The sequence below is a fragment of the Pseudomonas sp. GL_117 genome (assembly GCF_057835125.1).
On the sequence record NZ_CM174418.1, the window covers coordinates 1,885,582 to 1,902,659 of the forward strand.

General features: G+C 58.3%; 15 protein-coding genes. 12 read left to right on the forward strand and 3 right to left on the reverse strand.

Annotated elements, in window-relative coordinates:
• Nucleotides 1-59 precede the first annotated feature (59 nt).
• From AC3ISR_RS08505 to AC3ISR_RS08525, 5 genes are all read left to right on the forward strand, one after another.
• Nucleotides 60-2,054: a polysaccharide biosynthesis protein gene (locus AC3ISR_RS08505; RefSeq protein WP_192298885.1), complete on the forward strand. Its 1,995-nt coding sequence runs from the start codon at nt 60-62 to the stop codon at nt 2,052-2,054.
• Nucleotides 2,055-2,259: 205 nt separating this feature from the next.
• On the forward strand, nt 2,260-3,327 hold the full coding sequence (locus tag AC3ISR_RS08510) for an ATP-grasp domain-containing protein (RefSeq protein ID WP_192298704.1): 1,068 nt from the start codon (nt 2,260-2,262) through the stop codon (nt 3,325-3,327).
• Nucleotides 3,324-4,220: an NAD-dependent epimerase/dehydratase family protein gene (locus tag AC3ISR_RS08515; protein ID WP_192298705.1), complete on the forward strand. Its 897-nt coding sequence runs from the start codon at nt 3,324-3,326 to the stop codon at nt 4,218-4,220. Before AC3ISR_RS08510 ends, AC3ISR_RS08515 begins: the two co-directional genes overlap by 4 nt.
• The gene (locus AC3ISR_RS08520) at nt 4,217-4,825 is read left to right on the forward strand and encodes an HAD family hydrolase (RefSeq protein WP_192298706.1); all 609 of its coding nucleotides are present in this window, start codon (nt 4,217-4,219) and stop codon (nt 4,823-4,825) included. The genes AC3ISR_RS08515 and AC3ISR_RS08520 overlap by 4 nt, the downstream gene beginning before the upstream one ends.
• A 284-nt stretch (nt 4,826-5,109) precedes the next feature.
• A complete protein-coding gene (locus tag AC3ISR_RS08525; protein ID WP_192298707.1) occupies nt 5,110-5,442 on the forward strand; it encodes a ComEA family DNA-binding protein in 333 nt (110 codons plus the stop codon).
• A 17-nt stretch (nt 5,443-5,459) separates the two neighbouring features.
• Here the strand turns inward: AC3ISR_RS08525 and AC3ISR_RS08530 are convergent, their stop codons facing one another.
• Nucleotides 5,460-6,038, reverse strand: coding sequence for a TetR/AcrR family transcriptional regulator (locus AC3ISR_RS08530; RefSeq protein WP_192298708.1), 579 nt, complete (start codon nt 6,036-6,038; stop codon nt 5,460-5,462).
• 132 nt (nt 6,039-6,170) lie between these two features.
• On the opposite strand from AC3ISR_RS08530, the gene AC3ISR_RS08535 reads away from it, so the two are divergent.
• A complete protein-coding gene (locus AC3ISR_RS08535) occupies nt 6,171-6,815 on the forward strand; it encodes a GntR family transcriptional regulator (protein ID WP_192298709.1) in 645 nt (214 codons plus the stop codon).
• A gap of 15 nt (nt 6,816-6,830) precedes the next feature.
• Complete coding sequence (locus AC3ISR_RS08540; protein ID WP_192298710.1) at nt 6,831-7,679, forward strand: urea carboxylase-associated family protein; 849 nt, start codon at nt 6,831-6,833, stop codon at nt 7,677-7,679.
• Between the two features lie 8 nt (nt 7,680-7,687).
• Here the strand turns inward: AC3ISR_RS08540 and AC3ISR_RS08545 are convergent, their stop codons facing one another.
• Both AC3ISR_RS08545 and eat read right to left on the reverse strand, forming a co-directional pair.
• Nucleotides 7,688-7,855, reverse strand: coding sequence for a DUF2897 family protein (locus AC3ISR_RS08545; RefSeq protein ID WP_008437727.1), 168 nt, complete (start codon nt 7,853-7,855; stop codon nt 7,688-7,690).
• Between the two features lie 111 nt (nt 7,856-7,966).
• On the reverse strand, nt 7,967-9,331 hold the full coding sequence (gene eat / locus AC3ISR_RS08550; protein WP_192298711.1) for an ethanolamine permease: 1,365 nt from the start codon (nt 9,329-9,331) through the stop codon (nt 7,967-7,969).
• A gap of 413 nt (nt 9,332-9,744) precedes the next feature.
• Here eat and kdpF point away from each other — a divergent pair, with 413 nt between their 5' ends.
• The 5 genes from kdpF to AC3ISR_RS08575 all read left to right on the forward strand — a co-directional run bounded on the left by kdpF (nt 9,745) and on the right by AC3ISR_RS08575 (nt 17,066).
• Nucleotides 9,745-9,834 (forward strand): K(+)-transporting ATPase subunit F, encoded by a 90-nt coding sequence (gene kdpF / locus AC3ISR_RS08555; RefSeq protein WP_003218754.1) that lies wholly within the window; start codon nt 9,745-9,747, stop codon nt 9,832-9,834.
• Nucleotides 9,835-9,843: 9 nt separating this feature from the next.
• Complete coding sequence (gene kdpA, locus AC3ISR_RS08560) at nt 9,844-11,538, forward strand: potassium-transporting ATPase subunit KdpA (protein WP_192298712.1); 1,695 nt, start codon at nt 9,844-9,846, stop codon at nt 11,536-11,538.
• A gap of 12 nt (nt 11,539-11,550) precedes the next feature.
• Nucleotides 11,551-13,608 carry a potassium-transporting ATPase subunit KdpB gene (gene kdpB, locus AC3ISR_RS08565; protein ID WP_192298713.1) on the forward strand — a complete coding sequence of 686 codons (2,058 nt, stop codon included), beginning with the start codon at nt 11,551-11,553 and terminating at the stop codon, nt 13,606-13,608.
• 136 nt (nt 13,609-13,744) lie between these two features.
• The gene (gene kdpC, locus AC3ISR_RS08570; RefSeq protein ID WP_192298714.1) at nt 13,745-14,290 is read left to right on the forward strand and encodes a potassium-transporting ATPase subunit KdpC; all 546 of its coding nucleotides are present in this window, start codon (nt 13,745-13,747) and stop codon (nt 14,288-14,290) included.
• 124 nt (nt 14,291-14,414) lie between these two features.
• Entirely contained in the window at nt 14,415-17,066 is a 2,652-nt protein-coding gene (locus AC3ISR_RS08575; protein WP_192298715.1) for a sensor histidine kinase, read from the forward strand.
• The last annotated feature ends 12 nt before the right edge of the window (nt 17,067-17,078 follow it).

Here is a 17,078-nt window from a genome sequence, read left to right on the forward strand (position 1 = left end):
GGCGCAATGATGGTCAGAATGAAGATTTCGCTGGGAGCAAAATAGTGTTCAAGGGGTATATGGATCGCATACGAGCGTACTTGCTGAGTCTTCCTCGAAGACAAAAACGGGTCTTGCAGGTGATCACGGATGTGATTTTGGTCTGGAGTGCGCTTTGGCTTGCGTTCGTTGTGCGCCTGGGAATAGACGAAATGACCAATCCGGTCAGGCTGCATCTGTGGTTGTTCGTCTGTGCGCCGGTCGTCGCCATCCCCTTGTTCATTCGGTTTGGAATGTACCGCGCTGTGATGCGGTACTTCGGTAATGATGCGCTCATCGCTATCATCAAAGCTGTTTGTCTCTCATCTCTTATTCTGGGTGTGATTGTTTATTGGTTCAGTAATCATCAGAGTGTTATTCCAAGGTCCATTATTTTTAATTACTGGTGGTTAAGTCTAATAATGGTGGGCGGTTTGCGCTTGGCGATGCGACAGTATTTCTTGGGTGATTGGTTCGCGGCTGCTCAGCATGTTCCATTTACCAGTCGAGAAAACGGTCTTCCGCGAGTTGCGATTTATGGTGCCGGTGCCGCGGGTAACCAACTAGTTGCTGCTTTACGAATGGGTCGTGTAATGCGGCCTGTAGCGTTCATTGACGATGACGACAGTATTTCCGATCGTGTCATTTCGGGTTTGCAGGTATACAAACCGCGTCATATTCAGCGAATGATCGATGCTACAGGTGCTCAAGAGATTCTATTGGCGATCCCTTCTTCCAATCGAGGTCGCCGTCGTGAGATTTTGGGGCTTCTTGAGAAGTATCCTCTGCATGTGCGTAGCGTTCCCGGATTCATGGACCTTGCGAGCGGTCGTGTAAAGGTTGACGATATTCAGGAAGTCGATATTGCCGATCTTTTAGGACGTGATGCTGTCCCGGCCCAAGCGGAACTACTGGAGCATTGCATTAAAGGGCAAACGGTTTTGGTTACCGGTGCTGGTGGTTCGATTGGTTCTGAGCTATGTAGGCAGATTCTGGAGCTTCGTCCGACTACTCTGTTGATGTTCGAACACAGTGAATTCAATCTTTATTGCATTTTATCTGAGTTGGAGCAACGCATTGCGCGCGAGTCGCTGATTGTTAGAGTCCTACCGATCCTAGGATCTGTTCGTGATCCAGCGAAGCTGCTGGACGTGATGAAAACCTGGCATGTAGATACTGTTTATCATGCTGCGGCTTACAAGCACGTACCGATGGTTGAGCATAATATTGCTGAAGGGGTACTGAATAATGTAATCGGTACCTTGAATACTGCACAGGCAGCGCTGCAGGCCGGAGTTGCCAATTTCGTATTGATTTCTACTGATAAAGCGGTGCGGCCAACTAACGTTATGGGAAGTACCAAGCGGTTGGCCGAAATGACGCTACAGGCCCTCAGTCAGGAAGTGGCGCCTGTGATGTTTGGTGAAAAGGCAAACGTCTCTCGTGTCAATAAAACACGCTTCACCATGGTTCGTTTTGGCAATGTGCTAGGGTCATCCGGATCAGTCATTCCCTTATTCCATAAACAGATCAAGTCTGGGGGACCGCTAACGGTTACCCATCCTAAAATTACCCGGTATTTCATGACCATTCCTGAGGCTGCCCAGTTGGTTATTCAAGCTGGTTCGATGGGGCAGGGCGGCGATGTGTTTGTACTCGACATGGGGGAGCCGGTTAGGATCGTTGAATTGGCGGAAAAAATGATTCACCTCTCAGGCTTGAGTCTGCGGTCTGAGAAAAATCCTCATGGAGACATTGCAATAGAGTTCAGCGGTCTGCGGCCCGGAGAGAAACTTTATGAGGAATTGCTGATCGGCGATAACGTAGTCGGAACTCAGCATCCAATGATTATGAGTGCCAGTGAGGATCACATCGCCTGGGATGTCCTGAAGACAAAGTTGAGTGAACTACTCGACGCTATTCATCACGATGACTATGGTCGGGTACGACAACTACTTCGTGATACGGTGAGCGGATATTCACCTGACGGCGAGATAGTCGATTGGGTTTATCAACAACGTCGACAGGAACCATAATGGCTATAGTCTGCCGAGGCGTAGCACAGTGGCATTGATGCGAATGATTGTCTGCTCACTGTCGAGGATCGACATGATCTTCTTAAGTAGCGAGTGTGTTCAGGTTGGAGAGTAAGGATGTTCTCTGAATATCTAGCTCTTTTAATTTTAAAGTTTACTTATTTTGCACAGTTTTGGTTTTGTGCCTCATAGATTGGAGTCTGGAATGTCTAAAATACTTATCGCAGGGGCTGGTGGGGCACCGTCCGAGGGCGTGATCAATTCACTTTTGATGGGGGCCAAAGGCGATACGGTTATTGGAATGGGGTCGGAGCCTTCAGACCTCGCGTTGTCAAAGGCAAGTAAGAAGTTTTATATTCCGTACGCCAACACGCCAGAGTACCAGGGTAAGCTGATTCAACTATTAAATGCCGAGAAGCCAGATTTAGTTCACTTCCAGAACGATCTTGAGATTTTTCATGCCTCTTTGATACGTGATGAAATTCTTGCAACGGGTACAAAGTTGTTTATGCCCAGTCATGAAGTTATCGATACGTGCGTGCATAAGCATAAGTCTTACGAAGCTTTCAAGCGCGCAGGCATTACAGTGCCCCGCAATATTATGATCAACGACGAGCAGGATCTGCGAGAGGCATTCAAATCCCTCGGGAATGTTGACGGTAAAATTTGGTTGCGTGCGTCCTCTATTGGGGGGGGGGGCAAGGGGGCGATACCTACCAATGACTTTGCCTTGGCTAAGTCGTGGATTGATCATTATAACGGTTGGGGGGATTTTGTAGCTGCTGAGTTGCTCACACCCAACACTATTACATGGCTTTCTATCTGGCACGAAGGTGATTTGGTTGTAGCGCAATCACGTGAGCGTAGAAGTTGGACTCATGGCAATAGAAGTATTTCTGGTGTTACAGGTGTCACGAAAGTTGGGGTTACCTGCGCTAACGATAAAGCCACTGAAGTAGCAATTAACTGTATAAAGGCTGTTTCAGAAAAGCCGCATGGTATATTTGGTGTGGACATGGCGTATGGTTTTGATGGTGTGCCAAATCCTACTGAAATCAATATTTCCAGATTTTTCACAACCGTGCAGTTTTTTACCGAGGCAGGTTTGAATATGCCTGAGATTTTCAAGGATATTGCACTGCACGGGGAGTTTCCTCAGCTAGAGTCCATCATCAATCCTTTGCCAAATGACCTTATGTGGCTGCGCGGTATGGATACGCCTCCAAGGTTGACTACCGAGCAAGGTATTCGAGATGAGATTATCTTCATATGAATATTTTAATTACCGGCGCGTCTGGTTTTATTGGCGAGCGGCTATTAGATGCGGCAATCACGCTGTGGGGGAAGGATAGTGTCACTGCGTTCAGTTCTCGGAAAATCGAGGGCTGTTATAGCATTGTTTATAATAAATCTTTGCCCGGTTTCGGTTTGCAGGCCGCGGACCTTGCCAGGATCGAAAATGTCGATGTTTTGATCCATGCGGGAGCCTATACTCCGAAAAGTGGCGGCGAAGCCAATATTTTTAGTGCGTGTAACGGTAATGTTTATTTCACTGAAGAGTTGCTGAAATTACCCTTTGGTAAACTGAGCAGGATATTGTTTGTCAGCACGCTTGATGTGTATGCATCCGCCACTCCGATCTCGGAGCTTACACCCACTGTGCCTGCGACCTTGTATGGGTGGTCTAAGCTTTACTGCGAACAAATGGTTTCACTGTTTGCCCGTGAGAAAAAAATTAATCATACAATTCTGCGCGTCGGCCACGTCTACGGACCAGGTGAGGAGAAATACGCGAAATTCCTACCCAAAACTATCGCAAGTATCCTGGCAGGCGGAACTGTTGAGTTGTACGGGGATGGGGCTGAGTTAAGAAGTTTCATTTATATTGATGATGTCGTTACGGCGCTGCTCGCTGCGGTTGACTTGGCGGAACAGGTTTCTGTCATTAACATCGTCGGTGGTACCGCAGTATCAATCAAAACAGTATTGGATGAGTTGGTTGCAATCAGTGGTCGGCCCGTTGAAATAGTTCGGCGCGAATTTTCGGGTGTTAAGCGCGACTTTGTTTTTGATACAACGTTGTTAAAGAAATATCTGCTACCTCAAGAGACACCTTTCTTGTCGGGGCTGAACGCCGAGTTTGCTTACTTCGAGAGCCTCAAGTGAATATTATATTTGATCTCGATGGCACGCTGATCGACTCGCGTCTTCGCCTATATCAGCTTTTCCAGAAATTGGTCCCGGAGTCACGGCTTGATTATATTCAGTACTGGGATTTTAAATTTGCGGGGCTTTCAAATGAGGCGATTTTGTCGCGCCAATTCGGCCTTGGAGAACTGCAGGTTATAGAGTTTCGTGAGCGATGGATGGATTTAATTGAAAGTCCGGAATTTCTTTCAATAGATACGAATTTTTCCGGTATGCATGCTGCTTTATCGCGGTTGAAAAGTGAGGCGAAATTGTATGTTTGCACGGCGCGTCAGTTGGTTGACCCTGTCTATGTGCAACTGGAAAGCCTGAAGTTGCTCGAGTATTTTGAAAGTGTGATGGTTACCGAACAGCGCAATACAAAAGATTTTTTGATTTCGCAAAACATCAAGGATTTGAGTTCGGCTGATTGGGTGATTGGCGATACAGGGAAAGATATACAGGTGGGTGCTGCGCTCGGTATGAGTACCTGTGCGGTATTGACCGGTTTTATGAAGCGTGAGGCTTTACTTAAATACTGTCCGAGTCGAGTTGTCGAGTCGGTCATCGAGTTTGCGCTTTAGCATCAGAACGCTATCGGCTCGATGGTCAATTTGGTTATAGGGATTCATGGAGTGTTTTTGAGTTTTTAAGTTGCTTCTGGTTTTATTTGGTAGAATCGAAATAATAGCCTTTATTCAGGTTTGCATAATTTTCTATGACTTTTTATTTCCTGAAGCACCTTTCGAATACTTAAATTTACACCCTGTAACTCAACCCTCTTTGACGAATCCCCCACATCACCTAAGTTTGAAAAGCAGCTTCGGAAAAGCTGCTTTTCTCTTATCGATGTCATGGAGCGTCACTTATGCAAAACACCTACATTTCTTCCCTGATCTTCGCTTTCCTCACCACTCTCTCCGTCACCACCACCGCCGCCCCTTCGATCAAGCCCGAAGCCCCAGCGCCCATTTCCGCGCAGATCAACAAGGCCGAGCAATCCGCCAAGGTGAACCTGAACGCCGCCGACGCCGAGACCCTGCGTCGTGATCTGTTTGGCATCGGTGCTGCCAAAGCCAAGGCGATCATCGCCTACCGCGATAGCAATGGGCCGTTCACGGCGGTAGATGAGTTGCTGGAAGTGAAGGGGATCGGCAAGGCGCTGCTGGAGAAGAACCGCGAAAGGCTGTCGATCAACTAAGGCGTCAGGGAGGCCGGTCATTGACCGGCCTTTTCGTCATCCTGTATCTGCGCCTTCAAGGTATCGCGCACCACCGCCATGATCCGCGCCGCCAACTGCGGATTCTCGACACTCCTGGCCAGCACCAATGCGCCCACCAGTGTCGACATCACCACCAGGCTCTGCGCATCACCGCGGCCTTCACCCAGCGCTGTTTCAATCTGCTTGAGCCGTGCGTCGAGTACAGCGTCCGTTGTTGGACTAGGCTGGCCTCTCATCCCCAACTCGGAGCACATGGTTGGCAGCGGGCAACCCTGGTCCGGGGAGACCTGGTGCCAGTCCGACAAGTAGCTGTCGATGAACGCGTCCAGCGGCCGCTCCTGGCTGAAGAGTGTTTCGCAATGCGCATCGAGTTCTGCCGCCGAGGCGAGGAGGGCCTTTTCCACCAGTTCGTCTTTGGACTTGAAGTGTGCGTAGAACCCGCCATGGGTCAGGTTCAGCGCCTTCATCAAGGGTTGCAAGCCGGTGGCGCCAATGCCATCGCGGCGAAAGCGCACGGACGCTTCCTTGATGATGCGTTGGTGAGTCTTGGCTTTGTGGTCTCGGGAGTAACGCATAAGGCGGCCTCGGGAACGAGGGGGAAGTTTAACCAAGTTGAACGTTATTACGCATCTGCACACAGGCCTGCAGGTTGGCATGAAAAGTGATTACGTCTACAGCGCAGATTGTTCAACAATCACGAGGTAAAGATGACGCTCAGTTTGTCGCTGGCCGACCAGATCGCCCTGGAGCTGCGCGCCGATATCATCGGCGGGCGGTTGTTACCTGGAATGGCATTGGTCGAGGTGGAATTGGTCAAGAGGTACAACGCGTCGCGCAATACGATCCGCGAAGCGTTGCACCGTTTGGGGCAGGAGGGCCTGACCCGTTATGTGCGCAACAAGGGGGTCATGGTCCGGCGCCTGGAGCGCGACGAGGTGCGCGATTTGTTTGTCGTCCGACGTACCCTGGAGCTGCAGGCCATCGCTCAAAGCCGCGCGCTGACATCCGATCAGTCTGAGCGCATGCAGAACGCCATCGATGCCACCAGCCTGGCGCGGGAGCGTGAGGATTGGCGTGCCGTGGCCACCCACAGCCTGGTGTTCCACCAGCAGATTGTCGGCTTGATGCGCAGCCCCTTGTTTGATGAATTTTTCGCCCAGGTGATCGCGCAGCTTCGCCTGGTGTTTTGTGCGGCGCCCGACGAGCAGCGCTTCCAGTCGCCTTGGCTGGAGCGTGATCGTGAGATTTACACGTTACTGGTCCAGGAGGACAAACCGGCGGCAGGCGAAGCGATGAGCGTGTACCTGGATGATTCGGAACGTCTGTCACTGGCCCTGTTCACCCAACCCTGATCGAGGAACCCCATCATGTACAAAGACTATCCGGCCGCCTATCAGGTCAGCAAAGGTTCGGCGTTGCAGGTCGACACCGCGTTTTATGAGCGGATTCGTGAGCGTGCCGACCAGCGCACGTTGATCGAACAATTCGAGGTGCCGATTCGCACGGGGAGGGCGTGGAAGGTGCCGGCAGGGCATGTGTTCCGGGTGACTACGCCGGTCGGTCCGCAGGTGGGAGATTTCAATGTATGGAACGCCAACGATCCGCGCGAGCGCCTCTGGGCGGCACGCACGCGGCAGTTGCAGGGCGCACATGTCAGTACCCATGACCGGTTGTGGTCGAACCTGCCGTTCCTGCGGCCGCTGGTTACGATCACCGATGACAGCCTGGCGGGCTATGGCATCGACGAACACGGCGGGCGCCTGCACGATTTGCTTGGCACGCGCTGCGATCCCTATGTGAACCGCATGCTCACCGGCGAGGATTTCCACCACCACTGCCATTCGAACCTGACGCGTGCAGTATTGCCCCACGGCCTGACGGAATTCGACGTGCACGACGTGCTGAATATTTTCCAGTGCACCGGCCTCAATCATGACGATATGTATTTCATGAAGGCGTGCCCGGCGCAGAAGGGCGATTACCTGGAGTTTTTTGCCGAGATTGATCTGCTGTGCGCGCTGTCGACATGCCCGGGCGGGGACTTGTCACTGCCGATGTGGGGGCCCAACGCCCAGGACCCCCTGACGGTGTGCCGTCCGCTGGGTGTCGAGATCTATCGGTTGGACGAGGCGCTGCTGGATGGCTGGAGCCAGCCGGAACGTGCTGCCTATAAGGGGCAGCACGGGTTGCAGATTGCCAAGGCCGCCTGGGAGTAACCCAAGGCTCAGCGATCCTGCGCGTCCTTGGCATCCGCCTGGGCGTTGCGTTCGGCCACGCGCTTGCGTTGTTCGTCGGTGAGTTCCACTTTGTTGGCGCTGTCCCGCAGCATCAGCAAGCCACCGACGATCGATCCGATCGCTACCACTAAAATCAACCACGCATACCACGGCATAAGGCTCTCCTTGAGGCAGATTGCCGTGGGAGAATTTTCCCACGGTAATAACTGCTTTGAGTGACGGGCTTTCTGAGTAGTTCAGTGTAGGCCCGTTCTGCCTCAAGTAGATCAGAGCCCGGTCAACATCGCATCCGCCGGGGCATCGGCGCGGTTTTGTGCAGTCAACTGGAAGTAGGCAAACCCGACTGCCATGAAGGCCAGAAAGATCAGCCCGATCAGCGCGTTGAACCAGGCCATCGCGACCAGGCACACCACCGCCAGTACCAGCGCGATGCCCGGCACAATCGGATAGCCCGGCGCGCGGAAGGTGCGTTCCAGCAGCGGCTCGGTCTTACGCAACTTGAACAGGCTGAGCATGCTCATGATGTACATCACGATGGCGCCGAACACCGCCATGGTGATCATCGCGGCGGTCAGTGTCATGCCGCCCAGGTTGATCAGGCCGTCGCTGTAGATCGCGGCGATACCGACCACGCCACCGGCGATGATGGCGCGGTGCGGCGTCTGAAAACGCGACAGCTTGGCCAGGAAAGATGGCAGGTAACCGGCGCGAGCCAGGGCGAAGAACTGACGCGAGTAGCCGAGGATGATGCCGTGGAAGCTGGCCACCAGGCCGAACAAACCGATCCATACCAGCATGTGCAGCCAGCCGGAGCTGTCGCCCACCACGGTTTTCATCGCTTGGGGCAGCGGGTCGTTGATGTTCGACAGGGTGCGCCAGTCGCCCACGCCACCGGCGAAGAACATCACGCCCATGGCCAGGATCACCAAGGTCAGGATGCCGCTGATGTAGGCTTTTGGAATAGTGCGCTTCGGATCTTTTGCTTCTTCAGCGGCCATGGCCGCGCCTTCGATGGCGAGGAAGAACCAGATCGCAAACGGAATCGCCGCAAACATCCCGGCAATGGCCGGTGCGCCGAAGGTGTCGGAACCGGCCCAGCCATTCAGGGCGAAGTTGCTGAAGCTGAACGCCGGGGCAACTACGCCCATGAACACCAGCAACTCGGCCACGGCGAGCACGCACACCACCAGCTCAAAGGTGGCGGCGAGTTTCACCCCGAGGATGTTCAGGCCCATGAATACGATGTAAGCGCCAACGGCCGCGTGTTTTGGGTCGAGAGCCGGGAACTGCACGTTGAGATAGGCGCCGATGGCCAAGGCGATGGCAGGCGGGGCGAAGACAAATTCGATCAAAGTCGCTAGCCCGGCAATCAAGCCGCCTTTCTCTCCGAACGCCCGGCGGCTGTAGGCAAACGGCCCGCCAGCGTGGGGAATCGCGGTGGTCAGCTCGGTGAAACTGAAGATAAAGCAGGTGTACATCGCGGCGACCATCAATGACGTCACCAAGAAGCCCAAGGTCCCGGCCACGCCCCAGCCATAGCTCCAGCCGAAGTATTCCCCGGAAATCACCAGCCCGACGGCAATGCCCCACAAATGCAGGGTGCCCAAGGTGGGTTTGAGTTGTGTGTTCATCGTGCTGCGCTCCCTGAACGGTTTGGAATGATTCAAGGTGTTGCAGCGGCCATGCCAGCCTGAGAATCATTGTCGTAAAGCCGCGCAACTGTCGTGGGGGGAATGGTTTGGCGTTTGAATCCCGCCAGGGTTGCACCAGATAAGTGCGGCGGTGTTTGAACCGACGCTTTCGCGAGCAAGCCCGCTCCCACACTCGACCGCGTTCGCCAGGCAAGCCCCCATCAAAATGTGGGAGCGGGTTTACTCGCCAAGAGGCCCGCCCAGACACCGAAAGCCCCCCTGTAACCCCCGCATAAACCCACTCTTTACGCCGTCTTTACGCCCTGCCCACACCCTCGATCTCGTTCCTTTACGCCACTCCTGCGGACAATTACCCCACACGCGGCAACACGCCGCTAAACGGAGAGACTTCCATGAGCGTTCTGGACGGGGTGTCACTGCTATTGGCCGTGGCGCTGTTCATTTATCTGCTGGTTGCGCTGTTACGCGCGGATCGGAACTAGGAGCTGGCCATGCACAGTTATGACTATTGGCTGATCATCGCCTTCTTTGCTTTGGTGCTACTGCCCGCGCCGTTCCTGGGGCGGTTCTACTACAAGGTGATGGAAGGCCAGCGCACCTGGCTGAGCCCGGTGCTGGGGCCGGTGGAAAACGCCTGCTATCGCGTGGCCGGTGTCGACGCGCAGGCAGAACAGAGCTGGCAGAAATACGCGCTGGCCCTGCTGGCGTTCAACCTCGCCGGTTTCTTGCTGCTGTTCGCGATCTTGCTGTTCCAGGACTATCTCCCACTGAACCCGCAGAAATTGCCGGGTCAGGAATGGACCCTTGCCTTCAACACCGCCGTCAGTTTCATGACCAACACCAACTGGCAGTCCTACAGCGGGGAGGCGTCCCTGAGCTACCTCAGCCAGATGGCTGGCCTGACCGTGCAAAACTTCGTCAGCGCCGCCACCGGCCTGGCCGTCTTGGTCGCCTTGTGCCGTGGGATCGGCCGTAAATCCGCCAAGACCTTGGGCAACTTCTGGGTCGATATGACCCGCGCCACCCTCTACGGCCTGCTGCCACTGTGCCTGGTGCTGGCGCTGTTGCTGGTCTGGCAGGGCGTCCCGCAAACCTTCGCCCATTACATTGACGCGGTGACGCTGCAAGGCGTGGATCAAGTGATCCCCCTGGGCCCGGCCGCCAGCCAGATCGCGATCAAGCAACTGGGCACCAACGGTGGTGGCTTCTTTGGCGTCAACTCGGCGCATCCGTTTGAAGACCCGACCGCGTGGGCCAACCTGTTCGAGGTGGCGTCGATCATCCTGATCCCTGTGGCACTGGTGTTCACCTTCGGTCACTACGTCAAGGACTTGCGTCAGAGCCGTGCAATTCTCGGCTGCATGCTTGCGCTGTTCCTGATCGGCGGCGCGACGTCGTTGTGGTCCGAGTACCAGCCCAACCCGACCCTGAAAGCCCCGGCCGTCGAGCAGACCGCCCCGCTGGAAGGCAAAGAGGCGCGCTTCGGTACTACCGGCACCGTGCTCTGGTCGGTGACCACCACGGCGGCGTCCAACGGTTCGGTCAATGGCATGCAGGACAGCCTCAACCCGCTGAGCGGCATGGTGGCGATGGTTAACATGATGGTCGGCGAAGTGATCTTTGGCGGCGTTGGCGCCGGCATGTACGGCATGCTGCTCAACGTGTTGATCGCCGTGTTCCTCGCTGGCCTGATGATCGGCCGCACCCCCGAATACCTGGGCAAGAAACTCCAGGCCAAGGAAGTGCAATTGCTCGTCGTCACCTTGCTGGTCATGCCGGTGGGCGTGCTTGTGCTCGGCGCCATCGCGGCCAGCCTGCCTGGCCCGGCGAGTGCCATCAGCAACCCCGGCCCCCACGGTTTCAGCCAGTTGCTCTACGCCTACACCTCGGCCAGCGCCAACAACGGCTCGGCGTTCGCTGGCTTCAGCGCCAACACCGCGTTCCACAACCTGATGCTTGGCCTGGGCATGTTGATCGGGCGCTTCGGCTACATCCTCCCGGTGCTGGCCCTGGCCGGCAGCCTGGCGATGAAGAAGGCTGCACCGATTGGCCAAAACAGCTTTCCGACCCATGGCCCACTGTTCGTGACCCTGTTGACCGTAACCATTTTGCTGGTGGGCGGCCTGACGTTCCTGCCAACGCTGGCACTAGGCCCGATTGCTGAACACCTGAGCATGGGCTTCTAAGGGGATATGAAAATGAATATGCCTGCAAAAAACGCAGCTCCGGTGAAAGCCCAGGAGCCCGCCAAAACCGCTATCTCTGCCCTGTGGCGCCCGGCGCTGGTCCAGGCGTTCGTCAAGCTGGACCCGCGCCAGTTGCAACGCTCGCCGGTGATGTTGGTGGTCGAACTGACCGCCATCCTCACCACCGTGTTGTGCTTTGTGCCGGACACCACCGTGCCGACCTTCGTCGCTGTGCAAATCGCCGTGTGGCTGTGGTTCACCGTGCTGTTCGCCAACTTCGCCGAAGCCTTGGCTGAAGGACGTGGCAAGGCCCGCGCCGACAGCCTCAAGGCTGGCAGCGAAGGCCTCAGCGCCCGGCGCAAGGAAACCGACGGCAGCTTCAAGGTGGTGCCGGCCACCAGCCTGCGTAAAGGCGATGTAGTGCGCGTCGCCGCCGGGGAAATGATCCCCGGTGACGGCGAGGTCATCGAAGGTATCGCCGCGGTCAACGAAGCGGCGATCACCGGCGAATCCGCACCGGTGATCCGCGAATCCGGTGGCGACCGCTCGGCCGTCACCGGCAACACGCGGCTGGTCTCGGACTGGCTGCTGATCCGCATCACCGCCAACCCTGGCGAGTCGACCCTGGACCGTATGATCGCCCTGGTCGAAGGCGCCAAGCGCCAGAAGACCCCCAACGAAGTGGCGCTGGATATTCTGCTGATCGGCCTGACGCTGATCTTCCTGCTGGTGGTGGTGACGTTGCAGCCGTTCGCCCACTTCGCCAGTGGCAGCTTGCCGTTGGTGTTCTTGGTCGCACTGCTGGTGACGCTGATTCCTACCACCATTGGCGGCCTGTTGTCGGCCATCGGCATCGCCGGCATGGACCGTCTGGTGCGCCTGAACGTGATCGCCAAATCCGGCCGTGCGGTGGAAGCGGCGGGGGACGTGCACGTGTTGCTGCTGGACAAGACCGGCACCATCACCTTCGGCAACCGTCGTTGCGCGGCGGTGGTCGCGGCCCCTGGCGTCAGCGGCAAGGAAGTCGCCGAAGGCGCGCTGTTTGCCTCACTGGCGGATGACACGGCCGAAGGCAAATCCATCGTCGAATACCTGCGCGCCTTGCACCCCCAGGCCGAACCGTCGCCCGAGCAACTGACCGGCGTACCGTTCAGTGCCGAAACCCGTTTGTCCGGGGTCGACTATCAAGGCCGTGTGTTCCGCAAAGGCGCGGTGGATTCGCTGCTCGCCTTCCTCGGCCAGCAACGCCGTGAACTGGCCCCGGCGCTGTCACGGGAAATCGACAAGATCGCCCAGAGCGGCGGCACGCCATTGCTGGTGTGCGCCGACGGCAAGTTGCTCGGCGCGATCCACCTCAAGGACGTGGTCAAACCCGGCATCCGCGAACGTTTCGCCGAACTGCGCAAGCTAGGGATTCGCACCGTGATGGTCACCGGCGACAACCCGCTGACCGCCGCCGCGATTGCCGCTGAAGCTGGGGTGGACGACGTGCTGGCCGAAGCCACCCCGGAGAAAAAACTCGCGCGCATTCGCCACGAGCAGAACGACGGCCGCCTGGTCGCCATGTGCGGCGACGGTGCCAACGACGCCCCGGCCCTGGCCCAGGCGGACGTCGGCATGGCGATGAACGACGGCACCCAGGCCGCCCGCGAAGCCGCCAACATGGTCGACCTCGATAGCGACCCGACCAAGCTGCTGGACGTGGTGCAGATCGGCAAGGAACTGCTGGTGACCCGTGGCGCGCTGACCACCTTTTCCATCGCCAACGACGTGGCCAAGTACTTCGCGATCCTGCCGGCGCTGTTCGCCTCGATCTATCCGCAACTGGGCGTGCTCAACGTGATGCATCTGCAAAGCCCGCAGAGCGCGATCCTCTCGGCCATCGTGTTCAACGCGCTGATCATCGTGGTGCTGATTCCCCTGGCGCTGCGCGGTGTGCGCGTGCAAGCGGCGAGCGCGGCGGCGTTGCTGCGGCGCAACCTGTTGATCTACGGCCTTGGCGGGATTTTGGTGCCGTTCGTGGGTATCAAGGCGATCGACATGCTGCTGACCGCACTGCACCTGGTTTGAGCCCTATGACTGTCTGTGGCGAGGGCGCTTGCGCCCGTTGGACCGCGTAACGGTCCCACGTTTTGCGGCTGCTGCGCAGCCGAACGGGGGCAAGCGCCCTCGCCACGGTGGTTCTCGATTTGTTAAGGAGTTGAACATGGCTAACATCATCCGCCCGGCCCTGAGCCTGCTGGTGCTCATGACCCTGATTACCGGCGTCGCCTATCCACTGGTGGTCACTGGCGTCGCCCAAGTCGCCTTCCCCAAGCAGGCCAACGGCAGCCTGGTGTACGACGCCAGTGGCAAGGTGCGTGGCTCCAGCCTGATCGCCCAGGATTTCAGCGGTGACAACTGGTTCCACCCGCGCCCATCCGCGGGTGCCTTTGCCACGGTCTCCAGCAGCGCCAGCAACCTCGGCCCAAGCAACCCGGCATTGGCCACGCGTATCTTCGAGGACGCGAGTAAACAGCTGGTGCCAAGCCAGGGGCCGGTGCCTTTGGCCTCGCTGACTACCTCTGGCAGCGGTCTTGATCCACACTTGCCACCACAGGCGATTGCCTATCAACTGGTACGCGTGGCGGCGGCGCGGAATGTGCCGGTGTCGACCTTGCAGCGCTTGTTGGATGAGCACATTGAAAGCCCGTTGGTGGGCCCGCCGGTGGTGAATGTGCTGGCATTGAACATGGCCCTGGAAAAACTGTAAGCAGTGAAACCGCCATCGCGGGCAAGCCCGCTCCCACAGGGGATTGCATTGCAAATGTGGGAGCGGGCTTGCCCGCGATGACGGCCTTAAAGACTGCAAATAAACACCTGAAGGAACCCCCTACATGAGCGACTCCGGCCGCGCCGATGCCTTGTTAGCCGATCTGCCCCGCAACGGCCGTGGCCGGCTCAAAGTCTTTCTCGGCGCCGCGCCGGGGGTGGGCAAGACCTACGCCATGCTCCAGGCCGCCCATACGCAGCTGCGCCAGGGCGTAAAACTCATCGCCGGGGTGGTCGAAACCCATGGCCGCGCCGAGACCGAAGCGCTGCTCAGCGGCCTACCGCAGCAACCGCTGTTGCGCAGCGAATACCGCGGCGTGATGCTCGAAGAGATGGACCTCGACGGCCTGCTCGCCGCCAAGCCCAAGCTGGTGCTGGTGGACGAACTGGCCCATAGCAACGCCCCTGGCAGCCGGCATGAAAAGCGCTGGCAAGACATCCAGGAACTGCTCGCCGCCGGCATCAACGTGTTCACCACGGTCAACGTCCAACACCTGGAAAGCCTCAACGACCAAGTGCGCGGCATCACCGGCGTGCAAGTGCGCGAAACCCTGCCGGACTGGGTGCTGCAAGAGGCCGACGAACTGCTGTTGATCGACCTGCCTTCCCGTGAGCTGCTCGAGCGCCTGCGCGACGGCAAGGTGTACGTGCCGGAACAAGCCCGCGCCGCCATCGACGCGTTCTTCACCCAGACCAACCTGATGGCCCTGCGCGAACTGGCGATGCAGACCGCCGCCGCCCACGTCGACGATGACTTGGCCCAAGGTTATCGCCAGCTCGGCCAGGCCGCACCGGCTGTGCGCGGGCGCTTGCTGGTCGGCGTGGACGGCGATGCCCAGGCCGAACGCCTGGTGCGCCATGCCAGCCGCGTGGCCCAGCGTCGGCATTTGCCGTGGAGCCTGGTGCATATCGACAACGGCCGGGCGCGGGATGAGCAATCGCGTCTGCGCCTGCAAAACGCCCAGCAACTGGCCGAGCGCCTCGGCGGCGAAGTGGTGTTGCTGCGTGCGGGGGAAGTGGCCAAGACCCTGATCCAGCACGCCGCCGAACGCCGCGCCAGTTTGCTGCTGGTGGGACAGTCGCGGATGCGCTGGCACCGTCGCGTGTTCGGCGGCGGCCTGGCGGCGCGTCTGTTGCGCAATGCGCGGGGCTTGGAAATCAACGTCCTCGACAGTGACGACGTCCCCGCGCCGCCACGCCTGCCGGATGTACGTGGGTTGGTGTGGTTCGACTACGGCCTGGCGGTTGCCGCCACCGTGGTGGCGGCGGCGTTGGCCTGGGCGGTGGCCAGTGTGTTGCCGTTGCCGAATATCTCCCTGGTGTTCCTCGCTGCCGTGCTGCTGGTGGCGGTGCGCAGCAGTCTGGGGCCATCGCTGGTGTGTGCGGCGCTGTCGTTTCTGACGTATGACTTCCTGTTTATCCCGCCGAATTTTTCCTTCGCGATCCAGCGTGAAGAAGATGTGCTGACGCTGCTGTTTTTCCTGCTGATGGCGGCGCTCACCGGCAACCTCGCCGCGCGTCAACGCCGGCAGTTGCAGGCGCTGCGCGACACCCAGGAAGAAACCAGCGAGTTGCTCGACCTGTCGCGCAAACTCACCGCCGCCACCGATCGCCAGGCGGTGATCAGTGCGGCGGCCCATCACCTGGAAGGCTGGAGCGACCTCGACTTATGCCTGGTCAACCGCGACGGCCAGGGCGGTTGGACCATCGAGACCGGCGGCCCGCTGACCCTCACCGAAGCCGAACGCGCCGCCGCCGACTGGGCCTGGCAACACGACCAGCCGGCCGGCATGGGCACCGGTACCTTGCCGTTCGGGCGTTGGTGGTGGTGGCCGCTGTCGGGTGAAGAGGGCCCGTTGGGCTTGCTCGGCGTGAGTCCCAAGCCGGGCCTGGAGTTGAGCGGTCAGCGTCGCCGTTTGCTCACGGCCTTGAGCCAGCCGCTGGCGCAAGCCCTGGCCCGTGCGCAACTGGCGCAGGAGTTGGAATCGGCACGTCTGCACGGTGAAACCGAGCAACTGCGCAGCGCCTTGCTCGCGTCGGTGTCCCACGATTTGCGCACGCCGCTGACCGCCATGCGCGGCAGCATCGACAGCCTGCTGGCCCTCGGTGAAGCCATTCCGCTGGAGGATCGCCGCGAGTTGCTGGAAGGTACCCGCGATGAGGCCGAACGTCTCGACCGCTATATCCAGAACCTGCTCGACATGACGCGCCTGGGCCACGGTGCGCTGAAGCTGGCGCGTGACTGGGTGGCGCCGGGTGACATCGTTGGCAGCGCGCTTGGCCGGTTGCGCGCCGTGCTGGCGCCATTGCAGGTGCGCACTGAGGTGCCATCGGGGTTGCCCTTGCTCTACGTGCACGCGGCGCTGATCGAGCAGGCGTTGGTCAATGTGTTGGAAAACGCCGCACGGTTTTCGCCAGCCCACGGGCGTCTGAACTTGAGTGCGGGGGTGTCGGATAACCAGCTGTTTTTTGCTGTTGCCGACGAAGGCCCGGGGATTCCCGAGGACGAGCGCGCGAAAATTTTCGACATGTTCTACACCGCCGCCCGGGGTGATCGCGGCGGGCAGGGCACCGGCCTCGGCCTGGCGATCTGCCAGGGCATGGTCGGCGCGCACGGTGGGCATATCAGCGTGGCCGAAGGTATCGACGGGCGCGGCACCTGCATCACCTTGTTCCTACCGTTGCCGACCCAGCCTGGCCTTGAGCGCGAGGCATGAGCTACCCTGTTT